The 23,430-nt window shown below is 67.7% G+C and carries 26 protein-coding genes and 1 pseudogene; 18 read left to right on the forward strand and 9 right to left on the reverse strand.

Annotated elements, in window-relative coordinates:
- Nucleotides 1-44: 44 nt before the first annotated feature.
- Together AC5Y5Z_RS20210 and AC5Y5Z_RS20215 are read left to right on the forward strand one after the other, a co-directional pair.
- Entirely contained in the window at nucleotides 45-401 is a 357-nt protein-coding gene (locus AC5Y5Z_RS20210; protein ID WP_463826354.1) for a type II toxin-antitoxin system prevent-host-death family antitoxin, read from the forward strand.
- Between the two features lie 12 nt (nucleotides 402-413).
- Entirely contained in the window at nucleotides 414-1,058 is a 645-nt protein-coding gene (locus AC5Y5Z_RS20215; protein ID WP_499927125.1) for an ATPase, read from the forward strand.
- A gap of 2 nt (nucleotides 1,059-1,060) precedes the next feature.
- On the opposite strand, the gene AC5Y5Z_RS20220 is transcribed toward AC5Y5Z_RS20215, so the two are convergent.
- Nucleotides 1,061-2,086 (reverse strand): fused (3R)-hydroxyacyl-ACP dehydratase subunits HadA/HadB, encoded by a 1,026-nt coding sequence (locus AC5Y5Z_RS20220; protein WP_499927127.1) that lies wholly within the window; start codon nucleotides 2,084-2,086, stop codon nucleotides 1,061-1,063.
- Nucleotides 2,087-2,137: 51 nt separating this feature from the next.
- Nucleotides 2,138-2,938 carry a DNA-formamidopyrimidine glycosylase family protein gene (locus AC5Y5Z_RS20225; protein WP_499927129.1) on the reverse strand — a complete coding sequence of 267 codons (801 nt, stop codon included), beginning with the start codon at nucleotides 2,936-2,938 and terminating at the stop codon, nucleotides 2,138-2,140.
- Between the two features lie 180 nt (nucleotides 2,939-3,118).
- Between AC5Y5Z_RS20225 and AC5Y5Z_RS20230 the strand changes: the two genes are divergently transcribed.
- On the forward strand, nucleotides 3,119-3,934 hold the full coding sequence (locus AC5Y5Z_RS20230) for an SDR family oxidoreductase (protein ID WP_499927131.1): 816 nt from the start codon (nucleotides 3,119-3,121) through the stop codon (nucleotides 3,932-3,934).
- Nucleotides 3,935-3,959: 25 nt separating this feature from the next.
- Here AC5Y5Z_RS20230 and AC5Y5Z_RS20235 read toward each other — a convergent pair whose 3' ends face one another.
- Complete coding sequence (locus AC5Y5Z_RS20235; protein ID WP_499927133.1) at nucleotides 3,960-4,880, reverse strand: SDR family NAD(P)-dependent oxidoreductase; 921 nt, start codon at nucleotides 4,878-4,880, stop codon at nucleotides 3,960-3,962.
- Between the two features lie 61 nt (nucleotides 4,881-4,941).
- Entirely contained in the window at nucleotides 4,942-6,075 is a 1,134-nt protein-coding gene (locus AC5Y5Z_RS20240; RefSeq protein WP_499927135.1) for a glycosyltransferase, read from the reverse strand.
- A 121-nt stretch (nucleotides 6,076-6,196) separates the two neighbouring features.
- Here AC5Y5Z_RS20240 and AC5Y5Z_RS20245 point away from each other — a divergent pair, with 121 nt between their 5' ends.
- The 4 genes from AC5Y5Z_RS20245 to AC5Y5Z_RS20260 all read left to right on the forward strand — a co-directional run bounded on the left by AC5Y5Z_RS20245 (nucleotide 6,197) and on the right by AC5Y5Z_RS20260 (nucleotide 9,326).
- Nucleotides 6,197-6,535: an ArsR/SmtB family transcription factor gene (locus AC5Y5Z_RS20245; protein ID WP_463826361.1), complete on the forward strand. Its 339-nt coding sequence runs from the start codon at nucleotides 6,197-6,199 to the stop codon at nucleotides 6,533-6,535.
- Nucleotides 6,536-6,537: 2 nt separating this feature from the next.
- On the forward strand, nucleotides 6,538-7,023 hold the full coding sequence (locus AC5Y5Z_RS20250) for an SRPBCC family protein (protein ID WP_499927137.1): 486 nt from the start codon (nucleotides 6,538-6,540) through the stop codon (nucleotides 7,021-7,023).
- A gap of 109 nt (nucleotides 7,024-7,132) precedes the next feature.
- Nucleotides 7,133-8,134 carry a glycoside hydrolase family 6 protein gene (locus tag AC5Y5Z_RS20255; RefSeq protein ID WP_463826437.1) on the forward strand — a complete coding sequence of 334 codons (1,002 nt, stop codon included), beginning with the start codon at nucleotides 7,133-7,135 and terminating at the stop codon, nucleotides 8,132-8,134.
- On the forward strand, nucleotides 8,106-9,326 hold the full coding sequence (locus AC5Y5Z_RS20260; RefSeq protein ID WP_499927140.1) for a cytochrome P450: 1,221 nt from the start codon (nucleotides 8,106-8,108) through the stop codon (nucleotides 9,324-9,326). The genes AC5Y5Z_RS20255 and AC5Y5Z_RS20260 overlap by 29 nt, the downstream gene beginning before the upstream one ends.
- Before the next feature lie 40 nt (nucleotides 9,327-9,366).
- Here AC5Y5Z_RS20260 and AC5Y5Z_RS20265 read toward each other — a convergent pair whose 3' ends face one another.
- Entirely contained in the window at nucleotides 9,367-9,981 is a 615-nt protein-coding gene (locus AC5Y5Z_RS20265) for a hypothetical protein (protein WP_473138935.1), read from the reverse strand.
- Nucleotides 9,982-10,071: 90 nt separating this feature from the next.
- Here AC5Y5Z_RS20265 and AC5Y5Z_RS20270 point away from each other — a divergent pair, with 90 nt between their 5' ends.
- From AC5Y5Z_RS20270 to AC5Y5Z_RS20285, 4 genes and pseudogenes are all read left to right on the forward strand, one after another.
- Nucleotides 10,072-10,647 carry a TetR/AcrR family transcriptional regulator gene (locus AC5Y5Z_RS20270; protein ID WP_463826364.1) on the forward strand — a complete coding sequence of 192 codons (576 nt, stop codon included), beginning with the start codon at nucleotides 10,072-10,074 and terminating at the stop codon, nucleotides 10,645-10,647.
- A 25-nt stretch (nucleotides 10,648-10,672) separates the two neighbouring features.
- Nucleotides 10,673-10,795, forward strand: a pseudogene (locus tag AC5Y5Z_RS20275) (SDR family oxidoreductase); the annotation flags it as partial.
- Nucleotides 10,796-10,845: 50 nt separating this feature from the next.
- Complete coding sequence (locus tag AC5Y5Z_RS20280) at nucleotides 10,846-12,078, forward strand: acyl-CoA dehydrogenase family protein (protein ID WP_499927142.1); 1,233 nt, start codon at nucleotides 10,846-10,848, stop codon at nucleotides 12,076-12,078.
- On the forward strand, nucleotides 12,079-13,203 hold the full coding sequence (locus tag AC5Y5Z_RS20285; protein ID WP_499927143.1) for an acyl-CoA dehydrogenase family protein: 1,125 nt from the start codon (nucleotides 12,079-12,081) through the stop codon (nucleotides 13,201-13,203). It abuts the gene before it with no gap.
- An 18-nt stretch (nucleotides 13,204-13,221) separates the two neighbouring features.
- On the opposite strand, the gene AC5Y5Z_RS20290 is transcribed toward AC5Y5Z_RS20285, so the two are convergent.
- Nucleotides 13,222-13,389, reverse strand: coding sequence for a hypothetical protein (locus AC5Y5Z_RS20290; protein ID WP_499927145.1), 168 nt, complete (start codon nucleotides 13,387-13,389; stop codon nucleotides 13,222-13,224).
- A gap of 106 nt (nucleotides 13,390-13,495) precedes the next feature.
- On the opposite strand from AC5Y5Z_RS20290, the gene AC5Y5Z_RS20295 reads away from it, so the two are divergent.
- From AC5Y5Z_RS20295 to AC5Y5Z_RS20325, 7 genes are all read left to right on the forward strand, one after another.
- A complete protein-coding gene (locus tag AC5Y5Z_RS20295) occupies nucleotides 13,496-14,965 on the forward strand; it encodes an amidase (RefSeq protein WP_463826368.1) in 1,470 nt (489 codons plus the stop codon).
- 110 nt (nucleotides 14,966-15,075) lie between these two features.
- Nucleotides 15,076-15,486, forward strand: a complete 411-nt coding sequence (locus tag AC5Y5Z_RS20300; protein ID WP_499927248.1) for an ATP-binding protein — start codon at nucleotides 15,076-15,078, stop codon at nucleotides 15,484-15,486.
- Between the two features lie 195 nt (nucleotides 15,487-15,681).
- Nucleotides 15,682-16,689, forward strand: coding sequence for a GGDEF domain-containing protein (locus AC5Y5Z_RS20305; RefSeq protein ID WP_463826369.1), 1,008 nt, complete (start codon nucleotides 15,682-15,684; stop codon nucleotides 16,687-16,689).
- A gap of 35 nt (nucleotides 16,690-16,724) precedes the next feature.
- Entirely contained in the window at nucleotides 16,725-17,174 is a 450-nt protein-coding gene (locus tag AC5Y5Z_RS20310) for a YiiD C-terminal domain-containing protein (RefSeq protein ID WP_499927147.1), read from the forward strand.
- A gap of 3 nt (nucleotides 17,175-17,177) precedes the next feature.
- Nucleotides 17,178-18,161 carry a 2-hydroxyacid dehydrogenase gene (locus tag AC5Y5Z_RS20315; RefSeq protein ID WP_499927149.1) on the forward strand — a complete coding sequence of 328 codons (984 nt, stop codon included), beginning with the start codon at nucleotides 17,178-17,180 and terminating at the stop codon, nucleotides 18,159-18,161.
- A gap of 79 nt (nucleotides 18,162-18,240) precedes the next feature.
- The gene (locus AC5Y5Z_RS20320; RefSeq protein WP_473138759.1) at nucleotides 18,241-19,218 is read left to right on the forward strand and encodes a methylenetetrahydrofolate reductase; all 978 of its coding nucleotides are present in this window, start codon (nucleotides 18,241-18,243) and stop codon (nucleotides 19,216-19,218) included.
- Nucleotides 19,215-19,970 carry a class I SAM-dependent methyltransferase gene (locus AC5Y5Z_RS20325; protein ID WP_499927151.1) on the forward strand — a complete coding sequence of 252 codons (756 nt, stop codon included), beginning with the start codon at nucleotides 19,215-19,217 and terminating at the stop codon, nucleotides 19,968-19,970. Before AC5Y5Z_RS20320 ends, AC5Y5Z_RS20325 begins: the two co-directional genes overlap by 4 nt.
- Here the strand turns inward: AC5Y5Z_RS20325 and malQ are convergent.
- The 3 genes from malQ to AC5Y5Z_RS20340 all read right to left on the reverse strand — a co-directional run bounded on the left by malQ (nucleotide 19,961) and on the right by AC5Y5Z_RS20340 (nucleotide 23,362).
- A complete protein-coding gene (gene malQ / locus AC5Y5Z_RS20330; RefSeq protein ID WP_499927153.1) occupies nucleotides 19,961-21,955 on the reverse strand; it encodes a 4-alpha-glucanotransferase in 1,995 nt (664 codons plus the stop codon). The genes AC5Y5Z_RS20325 and malQ overlap by 10 nt on opposite strands.
- 115 nt (nucleotides 21,956-22,070) lie before the next feature.
- On the reverse strand, nucleotides 22,071-22,499 hold the full coding sequence (locus AC5Y5Z_RS20335; protein WP_499927155.1) for a pyridoxamine 5'-phosphate oxidase family protein: 429 nt from the start codon (nucleotides 22,497-22,499) through the stop codon (nucleotides 22,071-22,073).
- Between the two features lie 62 nt (nucleotides 22,500-22,561).
- Complete coding sequence (locus tag AC5Y5Z_RS20340; protein ID WP_499927157.1) at nucleotides 22,562-23,362, reverse strand: SHOCT domain-containing protein; 801 nt, start codon at nucleotides 23,360-23,362, stop codon at nucleotides 22,562-22,564.
- Nucleotides 23,363-23,430: the final 68 nt, after the last annotated feature.

Consider the following 23,430-nt stretch of genomic DNA (forward strand, 5'->3'; position numbering starts at 1 on the left):
CTAGAATCAGGGTCAAGAGTCACAAACTCGGCAGAGGAGGCACAATGTCCACCGTCACGTTCCGCAACCGCGAGGGCCGGCTGGTCGATGTGCCGACGGTGGCTGCCAGCCGGCTCAAGAATGAGTTCGGCTCGGTCTTCGAACAGGCCGCAGTGGACGGCGCGGTCGTGATCACCAAACACAACACTCCCAGAGCGGTGCTGGTGGCGTTCGCAGAGTTCGAAGCATTGGTCAACTCGGTCACCCCGGACCTGAACGCGCTCGGTGGCCAGTTCGACGAGCTGCTGGCGGCGATGCAGACGCCGCAGGCCAAAGCGGGTGTGGCAGCGGCGTTCAACGCCACCCCCGAAGAACTCGGCACCGCGGCGGTGGCGGCGGCCAAGCCCGCGAAACGGCGGTAGCCCGGCCGGCCCGTGGCTCGCAAAGCACCTGTCGCGCCGCGACTGTATGTTCTGGCGGGCGTCAACGGTGCCGGCAAAAGCAGCATCGGCGGTGCCGCGATCCGCGCCGCCGGGGGTGAGTACTACAACCCCGATGAGGTAGCCCGTGCGCTACGGCGGTCCAATCCGACCTGGGACCAAACCGAGTCGAACGCCGCGGCGTGGCAGCAGGGCCGAAAACTGTTGGAACGGGCGATAACTGAACGACTCGATTTCACCTTCGAGACCACCCTCGGCGGCAACACCATGCCGGCTCTGATTTCCCGGGCCGCCGCTGAGGGAATCGAGGTTCGGGTCTTCTACGTGGGGCTGGAAAGCGCCGAAGCCCACATCGAGCGGGTGCGGCACCGGGTCCGATCCGGCGGTCACGATATCCCGGAAGCTGCGATCCGCCGCCGCTACCGGCACAGCCTGCTCAATCTGGTGCACGTGCTGCCGGTACTGACCGACCTGCGGGTGTACGACAACTCGGCGGATGCTGATCCCGCAACCGGCCACACCCCACTTCTGCGGCTGGTGCTGCACGTGGACCGAGGTCGCATCGTGGGACCATTCGATCTGGCTGCGACCCCTCGCTGGGCGAAACCCGTTGTCGCCGCGGCCCTTCGAAATGGGTGAGGTCAGCGGAACCGCACGTTGAGCGTCGCCAACCCGAAGATCTTCTTGCCTGCAGATTTGGCGCCGACCAGGACAACACCGGACCGGGTCGCCGGGTCCAGCGATTTGATCCGACCGCTGAATTCGATGTCGGCGCCCTCGATCGCAGAGACGATAGCGGGCGCCGACAACCGGACCGCGAAACGGGTCACCGCACCGGGGTCGCCCGTCCACGCGGAGGCGTAGCCGGCACCCAGACCCATGGTGAGCATGCCGTGGGCGATGACGTCGGGCAGCCCGGCGAGCCTGGCCAGGTTCTCGTCCCAGTGGATCGGGTTCGCGTCGCCGGCGACGCCGGAATAATTCACCACGTCACCGCGGGACAGGTGCGCGTTGTGCAGCGGTAGCTCATCACCCACCTGCACGTCGTCGAAGGACGGTGTGCCGGGCATCCGGTTGCCCCCGTCGGCGATGCGGAACTCGCCGTCGGGACGCACGGTCTTGCGGTAGTCGGTGTCGGATTCCTCGTTCACCAGCACTTTCACGTCGTGCATCATGGCGTTCTGCACAGCGGCTTTGATGGCCGGATCGACCTCTTCGGTGGTCACCCCCACCACCGTGGTGTGCAGGGTGTGCACCCGCTCGCCGGACTGGTCGGTGAAGGTGTTGGAGACCGTGATCAGCTCCCTGCCGGCGACTTTGCGCACCGCCGTCAGCTCGACGTCGACGTGCAGTTCGTCGCCGGCCACAATTGGCCGATGCTGCTCGAAGACTTCTTCGGTCTGCACGTACGTGTCGTAGCCGACGACCACGGTTTCGAACATGCGGCGATTGCACGCCATACCCGGGACCGAGGTGAACGTCAGCGGCGCCACCAGGTCTGAATAGCCCAGCGCGCCCGCGGCAGCCACGTCCCAGTGCGCGGGGTGGTAGTCCTGCACCGCGCGTGCGTATTCGCGCACTTTCTCGCGGCCGACCAGGTAGGTGTTGTCCATCTGGTAGTAGTGGCCGACTCGTGCCTCGATCGCCGACGCCTCTGCTGTCGTCATGAAATGCCCAACTTTTCTGTCGGCTTGTTCACGGAAGCCGACCAAAGCACACTAACGTGCCGGGCCTGGTTGGCAGTTCGGACACCACCAGGTCCGACGCCGTTCCGGGTCGTTGGGCACCTCGGCGACCACCTGCACCTCGGTGCCGCAGCGCAGGCACGGCCGGCCCGCGCGTCCGGCCACCCAGTGCTGCCCACCCTTACCCCGGCGGCCGGTCGTCACCTGCATCGCACCGGGGAAGGTCGCCGAATGGCGCAATGCGCGCGAACCCACCTCCAGTAACGCGGGGACGTCGACCGCCCCGATCGGCGTCCACGGGTTGTGCCCGCGCAGGAAGCACAGTTCGTTGGCCCACAGGTTGCCGAATCCGGCAACACACCGCTGGTCGAGTAGCGCGGCGACCAGGGGCCGACCGGGATCAGCGGTGAGTCGCCGAGTCGCCTCGGCGGGATCCCAGTCCGCACGTAGCGGGTCGGGGCCGAGGTGACCGACCACGCACGTCTCGTCCCTGGTGCGCAGCAGTTCGACCACCGGCAGCCGGATGCCGTAGGCCGCGGGGCCGTCCGTGCGCAGCACCACCCGGACATCGGGCATCACCGCCGACGGCAGCGGGCGACCGGTCAGGGAGATGGTCCACGAGCCGGACATCTTCAGGTGGGTGTGCAGGGTGAGGTCGCCGGACAGCCGGGTCAGTAGGTGCTTGCCGTGTGTGACGTGCGCCTGCACCGTCCGCCCGACCAGGTCCGCCGTGGCATGGGACGGCACGCGTAGTTCGCCGTGGGTCAGGACGCGATCGACCAGGGCTGCGTCGAGGCGGCGGGCCAGGGCGTACACGGTGTCGCCTTCGGGCATGCGGGCCTACACACGGCCCTTCCGGATCAGGTTCCCGACAGCCACTTCGGGGACTTACCCGTGTTCGAGGCCGGCGAATCTGGCCGGAGCTCTATCCCTGGACGCGATTGGACGGTATTGGTCATGGAACGGGTATATGTGCCGGAGAATCGTCGACGCCCCCACAGGAGGAGCAAAGCTATGGAATCGGTCAAGGGAACCAACGTCCTGGTCACGGGGGCCGCTATGGGCCTGGGCAAGCTGTTTGCCACCCAGGCCGTGCAGGAAGGTGCTTCCGCGGTGGTGCTGTGGGATGCCAACGAAGCCGCGCTCAAGGACACTGCAGCCGAGTTGGAAGCAGCCGGCGGCACGGTTCACTACGAAACCGTCGACGTCACCTCGCAGGAGAAGGTGGCCGAGGCCGCCGAGCGGACCCGCAGCGAGGTCGGCCGGATCGACGTGCTGTTCAACAACGCCGGAATCGTGCGCGGCAACGGCTACTTCTGGGAGAACGAGCCGAAAGACTTCACGCTGACCATGGAAGTCAACTCCATCGGCCCGATGTTGGTGACCCGCGAATTCCTGCCCGCGATGATCGAGTCTTCGGGGCAATGCCGCATCGTCAACATCGCCTCGTCGGCCGGGCTCAACGCCATCCCCCGGATGGCCGCCTATTCCGCCTCCAAGTGGGCGGCGATCGGCTTCTCCGACTCCGTGCGCCTGGAGCTGGAACAGGCCGGCTTCGACCAGGTCAAGGTCACCACGGTCTGCCCGACCTACATCAACACCGGCATGTTCGACGGTGCCAAGGGCATCCTGTTCACCCCGATGCTCGAGCAGGAGGACGTGGTAGCGCGCACGTGGACGGCGATGCTCGCCGGTGACCCGTTCGTCGTCATGCCGTGGACGTCGAAGATGAACAAGGTACTCACCGCGGTGTTGCCGATCCGGCTGCGCGACTTCTACTTGCGCCGGGTCGGTGTATACAACTCGATGGACGAGTTCTCCGGGCACTGACGCGGCTCAGCGACACCGGGCGAAGTCAATTGTCGTTGTCCTCGGCCTGCATCCGCTCCCGGATGCCGCCGCCCACCGTGGTGCCTTCGGCCATCGGTTCGTGGATGGATCCGGTGGTGGGCGGAAGGGGGGCCGCTTTCTCGGCTTCTGACTGAGCCGTCTTGGCGGACAGCCGCTCGGTGAGACCCGGGAAGAGGTTGTGGGAGATGTTGGCGGCGTGCGCTTTTGCGCCGACGGGTTGCTGTTCCTTGGGGTCGGTGCAGGCTTTGACGATGGCGTCCACCACGATCTGCGGGTCGTCCATCGCCGCCATCCGCGGCGCGTGACCGGTGTAGTTCGCCGCATGGGTCCACCACGGTGTGTCGACCGCCCACGGCATGATGGTGCCGACCTTGATGTCGGTGTCGCCGGCCAGTCGCAGTTCTTCGGTCAGCGAACGTCCCAGGCTCAGCACCGCCGCCTTGGTCGCGGCGTAGGTGTTTTGCAGGGCCAGGGGAACTTCGCTGTCGACCGAGCCGATATTGATCAGCGTGCCCTTGCCCTGTGCGCGAAAGTGCCGCAACGCGGCGTGGGCGCCGTAGATCAGTCCCTTGAGGTTCACGTCCACGAGACGGGCGTGATCCTCGATGGGAATGTCCCAGAACAGTCCGAGCGCTCCCACTCCGACGTTGTTGATCCAGACGTCGATGTTGCCGAACCGTTCCATCGTCACCGCGGCGAGGTTGGCGATCTGGTTGGCGTCGCTCACGTCAGTAGGCACCACCAGTGCGGTGCCACCCGTCCGGTCGATTTCAGCGGCCAGTTCGTCGAGGACGTGCTGACGGCGCGCCGCCAGCACGACATTCGCGCCCTGACGGGCGAGTTCCAGCGCCACACCGCGGCCGAAACCACTGGAGGCACCGGTGATCACCACCGTGGTGCCTGTGACAGAAGTGGAATCGCTCATCTCAGATCCTTCGGCTCGGAGCACTGGATAACGCATGCGCGTATACCCGCAATGCAACGGACTACTCGGCGTGTGCGAGTCCGCTGACTGTGTGACGCGGCACCGAGGTGCGCGCCGGTCGCTTTCGCCGGAGGATCAAACTGCGGTACAGCGCAATGTATTTGGCGACCATCGCGTCGAGACCGTGACGCTCGACGGCGATCCTGCGTACTGTCGCGCGAGACAGGGCAACGGCCGCGGGAATGGCCGCCGCCATGGCCGTCACATCGCCGCCGGCCACCAGGCGACCGCAGGATTCGTCCAGCAGCTCGGGGATGCCGCCGCGCGCGAAAGCCACCACCGGAGTCCCGCACGCCATGGCTTCGGCAACCACCAAGCCGTACGGTTCGTCCCATAGCGGCGTCGCCAGTGCCGCGGCGGCACCTCCCACCAGTGCCGCCAGGTGTCGCTGGTCGAGGTGGCCCGCGTAGCTGACGCCGTCGCCGAGGTGCGGCGCGATCCGCCGCCGGAAGAAGTCACGATCCACCACGGGCCCGGCGAGCACAAGCCGGTACCCCGCCCGTCGCGCCGCCTCGATCGCGAGCTGCGGACCCTTCTCCGGGACCAGCCGGCCCGACCACACCAGATACGTCCCACCGGTACCCGCCGGCCAACGCTCGACGTCGATCCCGTTCGGCACCACCGCTATTCGGCTGGCGCCGGCATCTGCCCACGCGGCAGCGGCCCGGCGGCTGACCGTTGCGTAGGCCATACCGCGGACCGCACCGACCGCGGCCTCCAGCAGGGGCAACGGCGGGGTGTGGAGGGTGGTCAGCATCGGGGTGGCCAGCCGAGGCGCCATCATGATCGGGACGTAATGCAGGGTGTGATTGTGCACCACGTCGAACCGGGCGCCGCCGTCCCGGATCAGCTCGGCCATCAGGGTGACAAACGCGCGCTGATGAGATTCCTTCACCGCTCCGGGCCGCGGAAACGGTTGTGCGGCAGCGGGACTGCACGTCAGGTCGATGAGCGACAGGCCGGGGTGTGACACTTCGGGGGCCGAACCCGCCGCCGCGAACAGGGTCACCTGGTGCCCGTGCCGGGCCAGGGCACCGGCCAGGTGCCCGATGTGCGCCTCCAGCCCACCGGCAAACGGCTCGCGGATCGGGAAGTGATTGTGCGCGAGCAGTGCGATACGCAGGGCTGCGCACACCAGAACTCCTGACGGATCGACGGACAGGACACCGGTGTGTCTGTACCCGCGCTGAACGACTTCCTGCAGCGGCTCGGCGACCTCTTGACAACATACAACCAATTGGTTGTATGTTAGTGCGGTGACCGTGGATCTCGAGGACCGGGCTGACGCTCTGTTCCATGCGCTCGCCGACCGGACCCGGCGCGACATCATGCGTCGGGTGTTGACGGGCGAGCATTCGGTTTCCGCGCTCGCAGTGAAATACGAGATGAGTTTCGCGGCGGTGCAAAAGCACGTCGCGGTGCTGGAACGAGCCGGCCTGCTCACCAAGCGACGTACCGGTCGCGAGCAGTTGGCCAGTGGCGACGTGGCAGCGGTGCGATCGGTGGCATCGATGCTCGCGGAGCTGGAATCCCTGTGGCGTCACCGGGTGGCGAGCATCGACGAACTCATCTCATCGGACCCGAAGGAGGACTGAACATGCCCGTGACCGACGTCCAGCAGGACCTCGACAATCTGACGCTGACCATCACCGCCGACTTTGCCGCGCCGGTGCAGCGGATCTGGCAGGTCTACGCCGACCCGCGTCAGCTGGAGAAGGTGTGGGGGCCACCGGAGTACCCGGCGACCTTCGTCGACCACGATCTGTCGCCCGGCGGTCGCATGACGTACTACATGACCGGCCCGCACGGGGAGAAGTACGCCGGGTACTGGCAGATCACCGCCGTCGAGGAGCCGACGAGCATCTCCTTCGACGACGGCTTCGCGGACGAGGACTTCACGCCGAACGCCGAAATGCCGGTTTCCAAGAACGTCTACACCTTCGCCGAGCACGACGGCCACACCCGCGCCACGTTCGTCAGCACCTACGAATCCGCTGCGGCGCTGCAGCAGGTGCTGGACATGGGCGTGGTCGAGGGCAGCACGGAGGCGATCAATCAGATCGACGACCTCGTCGCTTCCTGAATCCGGCGTAGCTTCACCACTGCGCTGCGGCGCTGGGCCGGTCTCATCGCTGCGTCCGCGCCCGCATCGGCTGGCGATTATCACGATTCGGCACTATTTTGCTTTCGTGATGATCTCAGCTGCGCGCGCAGCCGCACGATGGATGGTCCCTTTCCTGGCAGCCGTGGCCGTTGTCGCCGCAGGCCTGACCGCGCCGGTCACGTCCACCCCGGCGATACGTCTGACCGATTCGGGCAACCCGCTGGCCGGACAACCCTTCTATGTCGACCCGTCGTCGGCCGCGATGAACGCCGCGCGCGGCGCCAATCCGCCCAGCGCGCAGCTCACCGCGATCGCCAACACGCCGCAGTCGTACTGGCTCGACCAGGCTTTTCCCGCCGGTTCGGTCGGTGGCCGGGTCGCCAGCTACGTCGGCGCGGCGCAGGCGGCCGGCAGCATGCCGATCATCACCCTCTATGCCATCCCGCATCGCGACTGCGGCAGCTACGCGTCCGGCGGCTTCGGATCTGGCGCGGACTACAGCGCGTGGATCGATTCGATCTCCGCTGGGCTCGGCGCCTCGCCGGTGGCGATCATCGTCGAACCCGACGCGCTTGCCATGGCCGATTGCTTGTCCGGCGACCAGCGTCAGGAGCGTTACAGCCTGGTGCGGTACGCCGTCGACACCTTGACCCGCGATCCGAACGCCGCGGTGTACGTCGACGGTGGACACTCGCGCTGGGTGAGCGCGGAGGAAATGGCCAACCGGCTCAATGCCGCCGGCGTCGGCCACGCGCGCGGTTTCAGTCTGAACGTGTCGAACTTCTTCACCACCGATGAGGAGACCGGCTACGGCGAGGCGATTTCCGGGATGACGGGCGGAGCGCACTACGTGATCGACACCGGCCGCAATGGTGCGGGACCTGCACCGGATTCTGCGCTCAGCTGGTGCAACCCCAGCGGGCGGGCGTTGGGCACCCCGCCCACGACGGCCACCGCCGGTGGGCACGCCGACGCCTATCTATGGATCAAACGGCCCGGGGAGTCCGACGGATCGTGCAACGGCGGGCCGTCGGCCGGACGGTTCGTCAGCTCGTACGCAATTGAGCTGGGCCAAAACGCCGGTCAATAAGGACGCCGCCCCCGACGTCGACCTCACCGACGGGCGGTTCTACGCGAGTGGTGAAGCTCGCGCCGTTTACCGCTGGATGCGTACGCATCGCCCGGTCTTTCGGGACCGCAAGGGCCTTGCGGCCGCCGCGAGTTACCGCGCGGTGCTCGAGGCCGAACGCGATCCGGGCCTGTTCTCCAATGCCGGTGGTATCCGACCGGCGACGCCGCCGCTGCTGCACATGATCGACATGGACGACCCGGCGCACCTGCTGCGCCGCAAACTCGTCAACACCGGCTTCACCCGCAAACGCGTTGCCGCCCATACAGATTCGATTCAGTCGCTGTGCGACGCCCTGATCGACGCGGTCTGCGAAACCGGCGGATGCGACTTCGTGACCGATATCGCCGCGCCACTGCCGATGGCGGTGATCGGCGACATGCTGGTCGTGCTGCCGCACGAGCGCGACATGTTCCTGGCGTGGTCTGACGACATGGTCGTCGCGCTGAGTTCGACGGCCACACCGCAGTTGCTCGCGCGCTCCGTGGCGTCGCTGACTGCGTACAACGCGCACATGCACGAGTTGATCGGGCGGCGGCGCCGCGATCCGGGTGACGACCTGGTCAGCGTTCTGGTGGAGGCTGAGATCGACGGGCGCCGCCTGTCCGACGACGAGATCGCCGCCGAGACCCTGCTCATTCTCATCGGCGGCGACGAGACCACCCGGCACACCCTGTCTGGTGGAGTCGCGGCGCTCGTGGCGCGGCCACGGCAGTGGGACGCGCTGCGCGCCGATCCGGGTCTGCTCGGAACAGCGATCGAAGAGATGCTGCGCTGGACCTCGCCGGTGAAGAACATGTGCCGCCTGGTCACCGCTGACAACGTGTTTCACGGAACGCAGTTGTATGCCGGGGAGAAGATCCTGCTGATGTTCGAGTCGGCCAACTTCGACGAGACGGTGTTCGCCGACCCTGACGACTTCGACATTCGCCGAAATCCGAACAACCACCTGGCATTCGGCTTCGGTACCCACTTCTGCCTGGGCAACCAGCTGGCGCGGCTGGAATTGACCACCATGGTGGGCACGGTGTTGCGCCGGCTCCCGGACCTGACCCTGGCCGACGGCGCCGAACTTCCGCTGCGGCCGGCCAATTTCGTCAGCGGGCTGGAATCGATGCCGGTCACTTTCGCGCCGACGCCGCCCCGGCGGTGACGGTCGTCGCCGCTGGACAGCACGTCGTCCACGGCGGCGGCTATCCCGCCGGGACCGAGTCCAGTTGCGGCAGCAGGTATTCCAGCTGCCCGACCTCTTCGATGTTGTGTCTGATCCAGGCCTGGACCATATGGTCGGGAAAACGCCGGTGCAGCATGCGGTTGACCGGCGCGAACAACGCGTTGCGCGCTCCGAGGTCGAGGACCGTGACGTAGTGTGCACCGTCAGAACCGGCCGACCAGGTGTGCTCCAGTTGGATGACGATGACGCCGGCGATGCGCGTGACCAGGCGGATACCTGTCTCGTCCAGCTTCTCCACCCGATCGGTCACGTCTACTTTGTATTCCGGCCGCGCGCCGAAGGCTTCGACGATCCGGAAGCGAGCGCCTTCGCCGGCGCCGCCACCCGGTGCGGGCTTCGCCAATTCCCAGCGGATGTGGTCAATCGGGTGCCAGGCGAGGTAGCGGTCGATGACTTCGCCTGCGTAGCGCATCGTCCCGTCCAGGTGGGTGAACCAATCGAGCAGCATCGCCGGGGTGATGCCGGTCAGCACTCGATGGTCGATGGTGACGCGGCGGCGATGGTGTGCGGCGGTGGTGCAGCGCACCGTCGCTGTGTCGACCGGGCGCAACGGGTAGCGGACGGGGCGACTCAGCATGACGGCCTCCAAGATACGGTATCGTTTCTCAAATTACGGTACGAGGCCATTCTGAGAAACGCAACCGTTTCTTTCTGAGGGAGTGTGATGCGTCGACGGCACGGTGCAGAACTCGACGCGGCAATCAGGGACGCAGTCCTGCGGCTCATCGGTTTGCACGGAGCCGCCGGCGTCACCATGGAGGCCGTCGCCGCTGCCGCAGGAACGAGTAAACCGGTGCTCTACCGGCGCTGGCCCGACAGCCGTGCGTTGGTGCGCGACACCTTGATGCGCGTCGCCGTCACCGCGATTCCGCACCGGGACACCGGCAGCTACCGGCAGGACATGCTGGCGGTCCTGCGCGGCTGGGCGCAGCTGTTCACCGGGCCGCAGGCGGACGTCATCCGGGCCGGGATCGCTGCCGCAGCTCACGATCCCGTACTCGCCGAAACATTCCGCACCGACGTGATCGGTTGGCGCAAGCAGGAAATGGCCGAGCTGCTGGCCCGAGGGATCGCTCGCGGCGACGTGCGCGCTGATGTGCCGATCGAGATCGCCCGCGAACTCGGGCAGAGCGTGCTGTGGCACCGGCTGCTGGTTACCGGCGATCCCATCGACGAGCAGTTGATCGTCCAACTGGTCGACGAGGTGCTGGTTCCGTTCGTCACGCCACGACAGGTCTGACGAAACGGTTTGCCGCCGCCGCGAACGACGAAAGATCCTCGGGGAACCCCGCGACGTCGCCTCCGTGATCGCCTTCCTGGCCAGCGACGACGCCGCGGTCATCCACGGTGCGGTCTACCGGGTCGACAACGGTAAGGGCGCCGGCTGAGGCTAGACTCGCGCCGACGATTCGCCGACACGACGCCGAGGCCGGTACTGATGGATTTGCAGTGGTCACAGGACGAGCTGGACTTCCAGGACGAGGTCCGGCAGTTCCTCCACGAGAAGCTCACTCCCGAATTGCGACGCGCCGGGCAACTCATGACCAGCGTCTATGCCGATCACGAGGCCAGCATGGCCTGGCAGGCGATCCTGCACGAACGCGGCTGGGCGGCGCCGGCCTGGCCGGTGCGGTACGGCGGCTGTGATTGGAGCCTGACCCAGCACTACATCTTCACCCGGGAATCGATGCTGGCCGGTGCGCCCTCGCTGTCGCCGATGGGCATCCGGATGGTGGCGCACGCGATCATCCGGTACGGCACCGACGCGCAAAAAGACTATTTCCTCCCGCGGATCCTGACCGGCGAGGTGTTCTTCTGCCAGGGGTACTCCGAGCCGGAGGCCGGGTCGGACCTGGCGGCGCTGTCGATGGCGGCCGTGCCCGACGGTGACGACCTGGTGTGCACCGGCAGCAAGATCTGGACCACCCATGCCAGCGAGGCGAATTGGATGTTCGCCCTGGTGCGCACCTCGCGTGCGCAGAAGAAGCAGCAGGGCATCACGTTTGTGCTGATCGAGATGACCGCACCGGGCATCGAGATCCGGCCGCTGGTGATGACCTCGGGTGAAGAAGTGCAGAACCAGGTGTTCTTCGACGAGGTGCGGGTGCCCAAGGCCAACGTCCTCGGCGAGATCGACCAGGGCTGGACGGTGGCCAAGTATCTGCTGGAATTCGAGCGGGGTGGCGGCGCGGTGGCGCCGGGCCTGCAAGTGATGGCCGAGGAGATCGGTGCGGCGGCCAAGAGCCAACCCGGTCCGGGTGGCGGAACGCTGGCCGGCGATCCGGGTTTCACCCGGAAGTTGGCCGACGCCCGAATCCGCGCTGAGGTCCTGGAGATTCTCGAATATCGGGTACTCGCCGCGGTGGCGCAGGGGCGCAATCCGGGCGCGGCGTCGTCGATGCTGAAGATCCTGGGTACCGAACTCAGCCAGACCCTGACCGAACTCGCGTTGGAGGCGGCCGGGCCGTGGGGACGGGCCTATCAGCCACACGTGACCGCACCCGGGGGGCGGGTCGCGGAATTCACGGCGCCCGCCGACGGATACGCCTCGGGCGAGCCGTGGCAGGCGGTGGCGCCGTTGCGTTACTTCAATGACCGGGCCGGCTCAATTTACGCCGGCAGCAACGAAATCCAGCGAAATATTCTGGCCAAAGCGGCATTGGGGTTATAGATGGACTTCAATTTGACCGAAGAACAAGAGCTGCTGCGCGACGGCCTGGCGAAGTTCCTTTCCGTCCGTTACGACCTCGACAAGAGTCGCGCCGCGGCCAAGACCGGCGTCGGCTGGCAGCCGGACATCTGGCGAGGCTTCGCCACAGAGTTGGGCATCCTGGGCGCGACGCTGCCCGAAGACGTCGGCGGGATCGGCGGCGGCCCAGTGGAACTCATGATCATCGCCGAGCAACTCGGTCAGGCGCTGGTCGTCGAACCTTACGTCGACACCGTCGTCGTGGCCGGCGGGCTGTTGCACCGCGCCAGGGGACCGCTGGCCCGTGCGCTGCTGGAAAAGATCTCCGACGGCAAGGCCGTGGTGGCGTTGGCGGCCGCCGAACCGGCGTCCGGCGATCGATGGCAGGACGTGTCGACCACGGCCGAACCCGACGGCGACGGCTGGGTGTTGACCGGCCGCAAACTGATGGTCGTGGGAGCGCCGCTGGCCACGCACCTGCTGGTCACCGCCGGCACGCCAAACGCCAACGGGCTCTCGCTGTTTGTCACCGAGGTCGACGCGTCCGGTATCGAAGTGCATCCCTATCGCACCATCGACGACCGCCGCGCCGCCGACATCGCGTTCGACAAGGTGCGGCTGGGGCCGGAGGCGCTGCTCGGCGAACCGGGCCAGGCGTGGTCATCGCTGAGCCGGGCGCGCGATGAAGGAGCGGCGGCAATCTGCGCCGAGGCGGTCGGCTGTATGCGAAAAGTTTTGGCGGACACCGTCGAATATTCCAAGCAACGTCAGCAGTTCGGTCAGCCGATCGGCAGTTTCCAGGTGCTGCAACACCGCATGGTCGACATGCACATGGAACTCGAGCAATCCGTCGCCGCGGTATACCTGGCGATCCTCAAACTCGACGAAGACGAGGCGATCCGCGCCCGTGCGGTATCGGCGGCCAAGGCGACCATCGGCCGCGCTGCGCGGTTCATCGGCCAGCAGGCCGTGCAGCTGCACGGCGGCATGGGGATGACCGAAGAGCTGGCGATCGGCCACTACTTCAAGCGGCTCACCGCAATTCAGTACGAATTCGGCACCACCGACCAACACATCGCCCGGTATGCGGAGCTGACGCAAGCGTAGTTCCGCCGGCGAGTCCGGTCAGCGCCTGCTCTCGTCAGCGAGCTGATCCGCGGACTGCTGCGCACCCGGGGCGTCGGGGTCGTCGCCCGCATGCTCCAGTTGCTCTTCCACCTCACGTTGTTCTTCGGTGGACTCCCTGGCGTCCTTCGGCACCGGTGCTGAGCGGTCGTCGGGGTGCTGATCCACGCGAAACCTCCTAGGTGCCGGCACATGCTTGCCGGCAGGATCGCCCGAAACCGACTCGGCGAAACCCGCAGGAAGTAGCGACGGGCGCCACATTTACGGTCGAACCATGAACTTCGACGAGTACCGCAGCTATGACGCCACCGGCCTGGCGAAGCTCGTCGCCGACAAACAGGTGACCGCTTCCGAGCTGTTGACCCTGGCCAGGGAGCGCGCCGCCGCGGTCAACCCGCGGATCAACGCGATCGTGCGGGATGTGCCGGCGCAACCCGTCGACGATGCCGGGGGCGCGTTCGCCGGCGTCCCGTTCCTGATCAAGGACATCGCGCAGGACTACGCTGGGTTGCCGACGTCCCAGGGATCCCGCGCCTGGATGTCGACGCCGGCGGCCGAACACGCAACCGTCGTCCAGCGCTGGATCGACGCGGGGTTGGTCATCTTCGGCAAGACCAACCTGCCGGAGTTCGGCGCGAAGGCGATCACCGAATCGCAGGCGTGGGGGCCGGCGCGAAACCCGTGGAACCTGCATCACACGCCGGGCGGTTCCTCGGGCGGGTCGGCCGCCGCGGTCGCAGCGGGCATCGTGCCCTGCGCAGGCGCCAACGACGGCGGCGGGTCGACGCGAATCCCGGCCGCCTGCTGTGGCTTGGTGGGCCTGAAACCGGGCCGCGGGTTGACGCCGATGGGCCCGGCGACGGGTGAGGCCCAGCACGGCGCCGCCGTGCAAGGCGTCGTGTCCCGGACGGTGCGCGACACCGCGGCCATGCTGGACGTCATCTGCGGGGGCGAATCGTCGGGTCCGTATCTGCCCGCGGTACCCGATTCGCCGTACTTGTCCGCCGTGGGACAGGACCCCGGCGCACTACGGATCGGGGTGCGGGTGCCGTCGGCGATCAATCCCGAACCGCACCGGGAAGCCTTCGCGGCGGTGGAGGCCACCGTGCGTAGCCTCACCGACCTCGGACACCATGTCGACGAACTGTCCGCAGCGCCGTACGACGACGCCGCCCTGGCCCGCGACTTCCTGCTGGCCTGGTTCGTCCACCTGGCCTGCGACGTCGACCAGGCCAAGCGCCACACCGGTGCCGGCGATGCCTCGTTCGAGCGCGACACCCTGATCATGGCCGCGCTCGGCCGGGCCACCAAAAGCGTCGATTACGTCGACGCGATCGAACGCCGCCACCAGCACACCCGCCGGCTGAGCACCTACTTCGAGTCGTACGACCTGTTGCTGACGCCCACGCTGGCGACCCCACCCCCGACGATCGGGGAGTTCGACCTGCCCGTCGCGTTGCAGCACGCCGCCGACGGCCTGATCAAGACCCGTGTCGCACGTCTGCTTCGATACACCAACATCGTCGACGACATGGTGGACAAGAATCTCGGCTGGGTCCCCTACACCCAGCTGGCGAATCTCACTGGCCGACCGGCCATTTCGCTGCCGCTGCACTGGACTTCCGGCGGCCTGCCGCTGGGGGTGCAGTTCGTGGCGCCGCTGGGCGGGGAGTCGCTGCTGATCAGGCTGGCCGCCCAGCTGGAGCAGGCGAACCCGTGGTGTGATCGCATCGCCCCGCTGTAAGGACACCTTTTTGTGGCCGACGCGATACTCGCCGCGGGGTTTCAGGCTCGCGACCGAGCGGGTATGTCCCCCTTATGAACTCATTGGTAGCGGCGGATCCCCGCCAGGTCATTGAAATGAGTTCTGCCGGTGCCGCCGATGCGACCACCGCAGGCAGGCTGCGCCGCGATTTGCACAGATGGTTGCAGGACCTGGTTGACGAACCGGCAGAAGTCGACGACATCGTGCTAAGCGTGAACGAAGCCCTGGCCAACTGCGTCGAGCACGCCTACCGCGCCCATGATGCGGTGGGTCCGATGAAACTGCAGGTCAGTTACGACCGAGCCGCACGGTCCCTGCGCATTTGCGTCAGCGACCACGGCACGTGGCGCAAGCCCACGCTGCGGCCACGCAACGACGCTCGGGCGTCGCGCGGCATCATCTTGATGCACGCCCTGACCGAGCAGTGCACCATCAAGATTCGTCCCGAAGGCACCACGGTGTGCCTGGATTACCTCGCCCGTCCGCACCACGACGCGTAGTCCCTACCGCCGCAGCGTCCGATTCGTACTCACCCGATCGCCGCGGGAATCGCGGTAATCTTTTCGGCGGCGTCAGTTGGGGGCCGCGGATCAACTTCGATTTCGGTGGAAGCGATTAAGGGTTCAACGGGGACTGCGACGTCCAGCAGATGGCGTCGCGGCGATCAGTTCGACTGGTTATCCGGCTACTTGGCGGTGCGCGGACTCAGTGGTGCGACCCGCGCCCTGATGGCGTTCATCGCGTCGTCGATGGTGCTGTGCCTGTTCGCCCTGTTATGGGGCCCGGACGGTCCGCGCGGAGCCGGGCCGGTCGCCATGACCTGGATCGCGGTGATCGGTGGGGTGGCCGGGGCACTGTTGTGGATCTGGCGTTGGCCGACCCGGATCCTGTCGATCGCGTTTGCGGTGACCTGCAATACCGCGGTCGCGCTGGCATGCCTCGCCCACCCCAATCCGCTGCCGGCGCTGATCGGCTGCATTGCCTTCGCCACGTTCGGTGCCTACATCGCGTTCTTCCACACCACGGCGTTCGTGTTGTACAACTTCGTGGTCGCGGCGGGGGTGGGGGTATACGAAGCGGCGCGGCTGGCCGGGTCGGGGCATCCTTCTCTGGCCGGGGTCGATCTGTGGCTGGTGCTGGAGGTCAATATCGCGTTGCCGCTGGCCATCGGCATCCTGGTGCGCGCTCTGGCGGGTGACTTGCTGCGCGCCGACCGTGACCCGCTGACCGGCTTGCTCAACCGCCGTGCGTTCCAGCACAACGCCCTGGGCATGATGCTGGCCCGTCGGGGCATCGATGAACATCTGGTGGTGCTGCTGATCGACCTCGACAACTTCAAGAGCCTCAACGACCGGCGCGGTCACGCCGCCGGCGACAATGCGCTGGTCCAGGTTGCCCAGGTGTTGCTGGCCGCCGCCGAAGACCAGGCGGTGGTGGCGCGCAGCGGCGGCGAGGAATTCCTGGTCGCCGGAACTGCGGCCCAGTGCAACGCCGAGACGCTGGCCGCCCAGCTGTGCAAGGCCATCGGTGGATCGACGGCCGGGGTCACCGCCAGCATCGGCACGGCGTGTGCCCTGTTGGACCACACCGCTCCGGGCGACCACCAAGCGCTGCTCGAGCGGCTGATCTCTGCCTCGGACGCCGCGATGTATCAGGCCAAGCGCCTCGGCGGCAACCGGTGTCATCATCATCAGCTGTGTTGATCGGCCCAGCCGCAGGATGTGCGACGATCGACGGCATGGCTGACACGGTCGTCGAAATGATGAACGCCGGAATGGAATCGACCATCCCGATCGCCGCCCGGATGGGGGTGCGCGTGCTGGAGGCCCGGCGCGGCTTTGCCGCGGCCGCGGTGCCGGCCGAGGGCAACGGAAACCATTTCGGTGTCGTCTACGCCGGTGTCCAGTTCACTGTCGCCGAAATCCTGGGCGGCATCATCGCGTTGGCGACGTTCGATGCCGGCAGGTTCTACCCGCTGGTGAAAAACGTCGACATCGCTTTCGTCGGTCGGGCTACCAGCGAGCTCCGCGCCGAGGCAACCATGGACGATGAGACCATCGCGCGGGTGGAAGCCGAGGCTTCCGCGCAGGGCAAGGCCGACTACACGCTGGAAGCGGTCGTCACCGACGCCGCCGGCACGGTGGTTGCCACCACCCGCGGGTTGTATCAGTTGCGCGCACACCGCTGATCGGTGACAGTGCGCAAGTTGGGCGAGGTCCTGCAGATCGGCGGACTCGAGCCGACCTTCCAGGACGAGTTGAATTGCCGTTACCAGCTGTCCAGGCTGCCGGCGGGACCGCACCGCGCCGCATACCTGGCCGAGCACGGCCCCGAGTTCCGCGTCGTGGTGACCTCCGGGCCCCCGGGCGTGGACGCAGACACCATGGCGGCGTTGCCCCGCCTGCAGGCCATCGTGAACAACGGCGCAGGGGTGGACTCCATCGATCTGGACGCGGCGCAGCGGCTGGGTGTCGGCGTCAGCAACACCCCTGATGTGCTGTCCGATACGGTCGCCGATACGGCGGTGGGACTGATTTTGATGTCACTGCGCCGGTTCGGCGCCGCCGACCGGTTCGTGCGGGCGGGCCAGTGGGCCGACGGACGTCAGTTCCCCTATGCCAGGGATGTCACCGGGCTGCAGGTCGGCATCCTGGGGCTGGGCCGCATCGGTGCGGCCATCGCGGCCCGGTTGCGCGGATTCGACTGCGTGATCGCCTATCACAACCGGCACCGGATCGAGGGGTCGCCGTATCGATATGCCGAGTCGCCGGTGGAACTGGCCCGGTCGGTCGATGTCCTGGTCGTTGCCACGACAGGTGGCCGCAATACGCGAAACCTGGTGGACCGCAACGTCCTCGAGGCGCTCGGTCCCGAGGGGTACCTGGTCAACATCGCCCGGGGCAGCGTGGTCGACCAGGATGCGTTGGTGGAGCTGATCACCGTCGGCGGTGTGGCCGGAGCCGGGTTGGATGTTTTCACCGACGAGCCCACCGTGCCCGCTGCGCTGCTCGACCTGGACAACGTGGTGTTGTTTCCCCACATTGGCAGCGCCACGGCGCGCACCCGCACGGCCATGGCGCTGCTGGCGATCCGTAACCTCGAGAGCTTCCTGGACACCGGCGAACTGGTGACGCCGGTACTGACGCCGCAACCAAGGCCGCCCGCCCGCGGCTGACGCGGTGCTTGCCCCGGCGGGTCACGGGGTATCCGCCCCTGCGTTCACCGATCACTGCTTGCCGCCGAAAGGGCCGACGATGTCGACGTTCGCCGGATGTCCGAAACGGATGACGTTCGGGCCCTGCGGGGGCGTGCGGCCGGACGGCCAGTGCGAGATGCGCGCCGGAGCCTGCGCGTTCGACGATGTGGTGCCCTGGGCTGGGCCCTCGCCCAGCGCAGTTGCTGCGCGCGTTCCGCTGGTGCTGACCGATTTCAGCGCTACACCGTTCGATCGCGACGACATCGCCGCCACGGCCGCGATCCTGGGACCCGCCTGTGACGCCGTCCTGGTCGGCGAGCACCAGAACAAACCGGATTTCCCCCCCACGTTGATGGGGGCGATGCTGCTCGACGCCGGCGTCGTGCCGCTGATCACCCTGTCCTGCCGGGATCGCAACCGCGTGGTTCTCGAGCAGGAACTCCGGGGGCTGCGCAGCGTCGGTGTCGACACCGTGCTCTGCGTAACCGGTGACGGACGCGGTTACGACGTGCGCCCGGACGTCACCCAGACCTTCGATCTCGACGGGCCGCGCCTGGTCGCCCTGGCCGCCTCGGTCGGAATGGTCGCGGCAGTGCCGGAAACGCCGACGGCCCCGCCGGTGGCCGCCCGGCCCCGACGGCTGGTCGAGAAGCAACGTGCCGGAGCCAGCCTGGCGGTGCTCAACCATGTGCCCGCCCCGGACATGATCGCCGAGTTCATGGCGGCGGCGCGGGCAGCGGGGTTGTCGATCCCGGTCATTGCCGCCGTCGCGGTGTTCACCGACAGTGTGTCGGCGGCCGTCCTGGAGGGGTTGCCCGGCCTCGAACTCGACCCGGTTGTGGCCAGACAGGTGCTGGACGCGCCGGACCCGGTGGCCGCGGGCATTTCCGCGGCGGTCGACGAGGCGCACGCGCTGCTGGCCATCGAGGGTGTCGAGGGCGTGAACGTGTCGGGGCTGGCGTCATCGTCCGGGGCCCGCGTTGGTGCGCAGATCAAGGCCGAAGTTGGACGGCGGATTCGGGAGGGTGTCCGGTGACCGAGGCGATGGAGGCCGAATTCGACACGATCGCGGAGTGGACGGCACAAGTGGCCCTCGACTTGGGACCGGACCACTACGTGCCGGCGGGATGTCGGGGTAGTGGCAGTCCGGCGGCCCTGGACTGGCTGATCGAGCAGATGGGGCTGACCTCGGGTACTCGGTTGCTGGACTCGGGAGCCGGCGTCGGAGGCCCCGCCGCCTATGCGGCACAAGCACGCTCGGTGCAGCCCGTTCTGGTCGAGCCGGAGGCGGGCGCGTGCCGCGCGGCGAAGCTGTTGTTCAGCCACCCGGTGCTGTGTGCCGCCGGCGACAAGTTGCCGGTAGCGGACGCCAGTTTCGACGCCGCCTGGTCGCTGGGCGTGTTGTGCACCATGTCCGATCAGCTGGGGTTGCTCACCGAACTGCGTCGCATCGTCCGGCCACCGGGCCGCGTTGGGTTGCTCGTCTTCCTCGCTCACGACACGCTGCCGCCGGATTACCTTGCCGGCAACCATTTTCCGACTGTCGACGAGCTCGACGACCTGGTGCACCGGTCCGCGCTACGCGTGCAGCAACAGCTGGGGACCGCAGAGTTGCCGCCGATCCCGGAGACGTGGAACGAGCAGGTGGACACCGTCACCGACACGCTCGCCGAACGCTACGGCCACACCGAGGCCTGGGAACTGGCCGAACGCCAGAGTTCCAGAATTGGCCGGCTGCTCGGCGACGGGGTCCTGACCGGCGAGTTGCTGGTGCTACGTCACGCCTGAGTGCGGCCCGCGCCGAACAGGGCCGTCGTTTCGGCGACCCGTCCGTCGTCACGCAACTGCTCCAAGGTCTGCGGCAGCGGTAGCCGCCAGTTCGGATACTCATCGACAGTGCCCGGCAGGTTGGGCTGGCGGGTCTCGCCCAGGACGTCGTAGGGCGAGATCAACTTCAACCGGCTCGGGGTCGAGGCCAGGAAGCGGTGCATCGCCACGATGATCGCGTTCTCGTCCGGCTCGGTCGCGTCGTCGAGCAGCCCTTCGGAACGCAGCAGCGCCAACCATTCGGCGCGTTCCTTCGCGGCGTTGGCCTGCTCGGCGGGGACGTCGTCGAGCAGACCCAGATCAGCGCGCGCCCGCACATGCTCGGCGCTGAGGAAACCGGCCGCTGTCGGCAGGTCGTGCGTGGAGATGGTGGCGGCCGCCCGCGTCGGCCAGCGCGCCGCCGGCAGCAACGGCTCGTCCGGCGCGGACTGGTCACGGGTGAACCAGGACACCGCACAGCCCAACATCCCGTTGGCGGCCAGCGCTTCGGTGACCTCGGGTTCGACGGTGCCCAGGTCCTCGCCCACCACGGTGGCCCCGGCGCGGTGCGCTTCCAGAGCCAGCACGGCCAGCATCACGTCGGCGTCGTAATGCACGTAGGTGCCGCGGTCGGGGCTGTCGCCGGGCGGGATCCACCACAGTCGCCACAGCCCGGCCACGTGGTCGATCCGCAGCCCGTCAGCATGGGCGAGCACAGCGCGCACCATCTCCCGCATCGGTTGGTAACCGGTAGCGGCCAGCCGGTCGGGTCGCCACGGGGGCAATCCCCAGTCCTGGCCGCGGGGGGTGAAATTGTCCGGTGGCGCGCCGACGCTCACCCCGGTGGCCAGGACATTGGCCAGCGCCCACGCATCGGCGCCTTCGGGGTCGACGCCCACCGCGAGGTCGTGCAGCACACCCAGCGCCATGCCCGCCTCGCGGGCCGACTGCCGCACCGCGGTCAGTTGCTCCGCACATCGCTGCTGCACCCAGGTGTGAAAGGCGACCCGCGGCGCCAGCTCCCGGCGCGCCGCGCTGACCGCCTGGCTTCGAACGTCCCGCAGCGGCGCGGGCCACCGGCTCCACCGGCCGCCGTGCCGTTCGGCCAACGCGCAGTAGGTGGCCCAGTCGATCAGGCCCGGCGGCGTGTCCTGGCGCGGAGCCGGCCGTCCTTCGGAACGCCACAACAACTCCAGCGCAGCCCGTTTGGCCGCCCACACCAGATCGTGGTCGATCCGCGGGATGCTCGCCGACACCCGCAGCGCGTCCACCTCCGCACGGGTGTCCGGGTCAGCGCGCCGGTACGCGCCGAGATCCTCGATGCACAGCGCCAGTGGGTTGGCGAACCGGCGGCTCGACGGGGTGTACGGGGAGGGCTGCACCGGGTGTGTCGGGCCCGGCGCGTGCAGCGGGTTGAGCAGCACGGCGCCGGCACCGTGTTCGGTGGCGGTCCACCGGAGGAACTCCCGCAGGTCCGCGAGATCTCCGATGCCCCACGAGCGAGCCGAGCGCAGCCCGTAGAGCTGCAGCATCCATCCCCAGGTGGCCGGGGCCGCGGGCACCTCGGGAGGTGCTGCCACCAGGGTCACCTGCTGGCCGTCCCGGGTGCGCAGCCGATACCAGCCCGGCTGCAGCTCGGCGGGCAGTTCGTCGCGCACCGCGGTCTGCGCACCGTCTTCGGCTTCCAGCAATACCGCGCCGGGCAGCGGATGCGACCGGCCGGTGAGACGCACCGCGATGGTGGGCGCCGGCGCGCCCCGCTCGTCGAGTGCGGCGAGCCTGGCCAATTCGCGCCGCCGGTCGGCCGCGGTTCCGGCCTCGATGTCCAGCAGCCCCAACACCCGGATGACGACGTCGGCGTCGACGTCGACGGGTTCGCGGCGCTCGTTGCGGTAACTGGTGGCCACGCCGTGCGCGTCCGCCACGCGGCGCAGGTCGTCGGGAACAGGCTCGGGACGTCCACTCATGCGTCGTGGCCGGCGCTCGCCCGCGCGGATGCGTTCACGGCGCTGGTATACCCGGGCGCCGTCTTCTCACACCGACGGGGGCCGAACTGTATTGCGCGCGAGGCAGATCCGGCGGTTACTGCTCGTCGGAGAAATCGGCGGTGAGCCAGCGGTCAGGCCGGATGGTGAACAGCACGGTCTCTTCACCTTCCAGGGAACGAGCGAAGGCACGCCCACCTTCCTCGCCCAGGTAGCGGACAGCGATCTCCAGCTGCGCCGCTGCCGGGGCGGGCGAGGTGGTGTCCACGACGGTGCCTTCCACCACCACGTACTGGTACGGCGGCTCCTCGCGCTGCACCACCAGCGTCACCGCACCGGTTCGCTCGATCAATCTGGCTTTGCGAGTCGTGGGGCCGGTGGTGATCCGGATGTCTCCTCCGGGGGTGTAGTCATACCAGATCGGAGCGCTGGCGGGCGGGCGGCCGTCGGCGGCGTCGACGGACAGCACAGCGACATGCGTGTCGGCGAGGAATTGCTGACGCTCGGTCTCGGAGAACTTCTTCATGCGGGTTCAAACGCGGCCTCCCGCCCGGCCTATTCCGGCGCTCGGCGTGCTGGCCGCGCTGCTCAAAGGCGTCCGAGCAGCTCGGCTTTCTTCGCCGCGAACTCCTCGTCGGACAGGATCCCGCGCTGATGCAGCCCGGCCAGCGACTCGATGGCGGCGACAATGCTCGCGGAATCGTCGGAACCCCCGGGCGCGGCGTGGGCCGGTGATGGTGGCGCCGCCGGGAGTTGGGACTGCGGGGCGGGGGCAGCGGCGGGGGTTTCTGCCACCTGCTGCGCACCGAGCTCACGCAGACTCGACACGTCGAAGGTGCCGAACTGGCTGGTGAAGTTCACCGAACCGTATCCACCGCCCTGCTGTTGTTGCACCCCGTTGATCTGGTGCTCACCGGTGTCGAAAACCTTTGTCACACCGTTGATCTGCATCGCCAGCCGGCGGGTGTTGGGAAAGACGGCGTAGCGCGCGTCGTTCTGCCCGCCGGTCGAACTCGGTACCCCCAGGTCCGCGGGCCACCAATTGGACGAGGTGAAGCCGGTCTGGAACCCGGCGCCCTGGGATTGCGACTGGGATTGCGAACCCGACCCGCGGAACACGGTGGTCGTGGTGATCAGCTGGGACAATTCGTTGCACAGCGCGTCGACCCGGGCTTTGAGCGCGTTGTCGAACATGTTGCCCACCATCGTCATCCCACCCCGCATCCATTGGCCGGAGCCGCCGAGTTCGGGGATGGAGAACTGGGCCATCGTGCCACCCCCGGTGTGGATGGCGAACAGCATGGCCAGCACCGCTTCGCGGGAAAGGCCGTGACGCTGGGCGATCTCGGTGATCGCGTGCTCCGCTTCGGGGGTCACCGCTGCCTGCATGTTTTCGCGTCTTTCGTCGTCGGTACGGAATTGAGCGTCGGGACACACGCGTGTCGCGATATCTGGTT

This window comes from Mycobacterium sp. NGS29 (genome assembly GCF_059812965.1).

Bases quoted from the DNA above. Each gene is read 5' to 3' on its own strand.
- AC5Y5Z_RS20210 (WP_463826354.1), top strand. From the start codon at position 45: ATGTCCACCGTCACGTTCCGCAACCGCGAGGGCCGGCTGGTCGATGTG.
- AC5Y5Z_RS20220 (WP_499927127.1), bottom strand. From the start codon at position 2,086: ATGACGACAGCAGAGGCGTCGGCGATCGAGGCACGAGTCGGCCACTAC.
- AC5Y5Z_RS20225 (WP_499927129.1), bottom strand. From the start codon at position 2,938: ATGCCCGAAGGCGACACCGTGTACGCCCTGGCCCGCCGCCTCGACGCA.
- AC5Y5Z_RS20230 (WP_499927131.1), top strand. From the start codon at position 3,119: ATGGAATCGGTCAAGGGAACCAACGTCCTGGTCACGGGGGCCGCTATG.
- AC5Y5Z_RS20235 (WP_499927133.1), bottom strand. From the start codon at position 4,880: ATGAGCGATTCCACTTCTGTCACAGGCACCACGGTGGTGATCACCGGT.
- AC5Y5Z_RS20250 (WP_499927137.1), top strand. From the start codon at position 6,538: ATGCCCGTGACCGACGTCCAGCAGGACCTCGACAATCTGACGCTGACC.
- AC5Y5Z_RS20255 (WP_463826437.1), top strand. From the start codon at position 7,133: ATGATCTCAGCTGCGCGCGCAGCCGCACGATGGATGGTCCCTTTCCTG.
- AC5Y5Z_RS20270 (WP_463826364.1), top strand. From the start codon at position 10,072: ATGCGTCGACGGCACGGTGCAGAACTCGACGCGGCAATCAGGGACGCA.
- AC5Y5Z_RS20280 (WP_499927142.1), top strand. From the start codon at position 10,846: ATGGATTTGCAGTGGTCACAGGACGAGCTGGACTTCCAGGACGAGGTC.
- AC5Y5Z_RS20285 (WP_499927143.1), top strand. From the start codon at position 12,079: ATGGACTTCAATTTGACCGAAGAACAAGAGCTGCTGCGCGACGGCCTG.
- AC5Y5Z_RS20295 (WP_463826368.1), top strand. From the start codon at position 13,496: ATGAACTTCGACGAGTACCGCAGCTATGACGCCACCGGCCTGGCGAAG.
- AC5Y5Z_RS20310 (WP_499927147.1), top strand. From the start codon at position 16,725: ATGGCTGACACGGTCGTCGAAATGATGAACGCCGGAATGGAATCGACC.
- AC5Y5Z_RS20320 (WP_473138759.1), top strand. From the start codon at position 18,241: ATGTCGACGTTCGCCGGATGTCCGAAACGGATGACGTTCGGGCCCTGC.
- malQ (WP_499927153.1), bottom strand. From the start codon at position 21,955: ATGAGTGGACGTCCCGAGCCTGTTCCCGACGACCTGCGCCGCGTGGCG.
- AC5Y5Z_RS20335 (WP_499927155.1), bottom strand. From the start codon at position 22,499: ATGAAGAAGTTCTCCGAGACCGAGCGTCAGCAATTCCTCGCCGACACG.
- AC5Y5Z_RS20340 (WP_499927157.1), bottom strand. From the start codon at position 23,362: ATGCAGGCAGCGGTGACCCCCGAAGCGGAGCACGCGATCACCGAGATC.